3 protein-coding genes and 1 pseudogene are annotated in these 2,185 nt (G+C 74.6%); 2 read left to right on the top strand and 2 right to left on the bottom strand.

Annotated features, from left to right (window positions below):
• Window positions 1-438, top strand: a pseudogene (locus ABZ885_RS39810) (hypothetical protein); the annotation flags it as partial.
• A 60-nt stretch (window positions 439-498) separates the two neighbouring features.
• On the opposite strand, the gene ABZ885_RS39815 reads toward ABZ885_RS39810, so the two are convergent.
• The gene (locus ABZ885_RS39815; RefSeq protein ID WP_360199891.1) at window positions 499-693 is read right to left on the bottom strand and encodes a hypothetical protein; all 195 of its coding nucleotides are present in this window, start codon (window positions 691-693) and stop codon (window positions 499-501) included.
• Between the two features lie 174 nt (window positions 694-867).
• On the bottom strand, window positions 868-1,560 hold the full coding sequence (locus ABZ885_RS39820; RefSeq protein ID WP_360199893.1) for a restriction endonuclease: 693 nt from the start codon (window positions 1,558-1,560) through the stop codon (window positions 868-870).
• Window positions 1,561-1,746: 186 nt separating this feature from the next.
• On the opposite strand from ABZ885_RS39820, the gene ABZ885_RS39825 reads away from it, so the two are divergent.
• Window positions 1,747-2,130 carry a hypothetical protein gene (locus ABZ885_RS39825; RefSeq protein WP_360199895.1) on the top strand — a complete coding sequence of 128 codons (384 nt, stop codon included), beginning with the start codon at window positions 1,747-1,749 and terminating at the stop codon, window positions 2,128-2,130.
• Window positions 2,131-2,185 lie beyond the last annotated feature (55 nt).

Consider the following 2,185-nt stretch of genomic DNA (forward strand, 5'->3'; position numbering starts at 1 on the left):
GGCGCGCTGGTCGCCGCGTCCGTCATGCTCAACGCCGCCGCCACCGGCACGGTCGCACTGGGCGTCGCCCTCTCGCCGGACCTGCGCGACGCCATTCCGATCGGAGGGGTCTTCGCCGCCGGCCTGCTCGGCTGCGCGCTCACCCTCTGCCTGACCGGGCCGGTGCTGGCCGTCTCGGCGCTGAGCCGGCGCCGGGCCCACGTGGTCGGCGCCACGGTCGCCTTCGGGGCGGTCGGGTTCGCCCTCAACTTCGTGGCCCTCGCCTGGTCCCCTGCCGCGCCGCTGCGCTATCTCAGCCCCTTCCACTACTACACGCCCGGTGACGCCCTGGCCCATGGCACCGTTCCCTGGGCGTCGTTCGCGATCCTCTGCGCCGTCGGCCTGGCCGGCCTCGCGGCCGCCTTCGCCCTGCTGGAGCGTCGCGACCTCGCGATCTGAACGCGATCTGAAGGGGCCGAGGACGGTCGCGGGTCCGACCGTCCCCGGCCCGGACGGTCGTCAGTGGGTCGCCTGGGTGAGCACGCCGACCAGGCGGAGGATCGCCTGACCCCAGGGTGTGGCGGCGATGAGGACGCCGAACACGGTGCAGAGGACGGCGGTGAACCGTTCGTCGGCCCGGCTGCGGGCTTCGGTCCGGCGGCCCAGCCGCATGAGGATGATGATGGCGAAGGCCGCCGATGCGCTGACGGTCATCGGGATTCCCCGTTCCTGAGTACGGTCTGACGTGGCGTCGGGTGCGGCGATGAGGTCGGGGACAGGGGTTCGGGGCCCGGGGTTCGGGCTCGCGGGCCAGGGATCAGGGGCCAGGAATGCAGGGGACAGCGGTCAGGGGCAAAGGGCCGGGGGCCGGGGGAGCGGTGGGGACGGTCAGTGGCCGCGGCCGGTGCGCGGCGCCGGGATGCGTGGGAGCAGCTCCCACAGCGGACGGCCCCCCGAGGCCCACCGGCCGAGGAGCTCGCGGTCGACCAGGACGACGTCCTGCTCCCGGCCCCACTTCACCGCCGGGCCGGTGAACTTGCCGTTGGTGACGACCACCGGCACCTGCGCCCGGTGCACCCGCTCGTTGGTGCCGACCAGCGCGTAGAGCACGCCGACGCCGACCGCAGCGCCGCCCGCCGGGTCCTGTTTGTGCTTGCACTGCAGCACCCAGCGGCGTCCGAGCGGGTCGGTCGCCAGGACGTCCGCACTCTGGTCCCCGCCGCCGCCGACCTGCTCGGCGCGGCAGCCGTCGCGGCGCAGCAGGTCCCGCACGGCGTACTCGAACGCCCGGTGCCCGAGGTGGTCCAGGCCGCCTGGTCCGGTCAACGCCATCCGCAGCCGGTGTTGTTGCTCGCGCGCTGCAGCCTCCCGGGCCAGCCGCGCCCTGACCACCACCACGGCGACGGCCGAACCGGCCGCGAACAGGAGCAGCAGCAGCCACCAGTGCGCGAACAACCATTGGAGCAGGGCCAGAACGAGGCCGATCACGACCACGGCGCCGGCCGCCACCAGGACGGCGGCCTCTCCGCCGCCGCTCTTCCTCGAACTCCTGCGCCGTGCCGGCGGCCTGCGTGCTCCCACCCGTTCCCCCCGCGACTCGGTTGCCAGGCGTAGCACCTATGACACCAGCCGCCACGGGCAGCACAGCAGCCGCGCACGGGCGCACACGGACGGCGCGTCCGCCCAACTCCGTGCGACGTCGGCCACGTTGCGCGCATCCCCGGAGGCCTCGGGGCGGTGTCGGTGCCGGGTCCCGATCGGGTGAGGGTGGCGGATCTCGGCCCGGTCGTCCTCCAAGCCGGGTCACCGATCGCCTACCGCACCGGCGTCCGCCTCGACCTCCACCCCGACGACCGGCTCGCGGACCTCCAGCAGCGGGTCCGTACCGCCGTCCACCAGGTCCGCGGCGCCGCGTCTACCGGCTACCCGCTCGGGGTGTTGCACATGACCGCCGGGTACGCGACCGCCGACACCGACAGCGACGAACTGGCGCAGATCGTCCACCGTGTCCGGCCCGGCCACGCCCCGTCCACGGTGGGCCGGATCGTGCTGGTCGAGGTGGCCTGGCAGCGGGTCGTGCCGGCCGGTTCGGACGGGCCGGTGTGGCGGATCGGCTGGGACGCGGTCGCGACCGTCCCGCTCGGTCGGTAGGAGGCATCGGCGTCGGGCGTTGCTCCGCCAGGACGCGCGGGCCGGGACTCCCCGG

Source organism: Kitasatospora sp. NPDC047058 (assembly GCF_040643935.1).
Lineage (GTDB): Bacteria > Actinomycetota > Actinomycetes > Streptomycetales > Streptomycetaceae > Kitasatospora.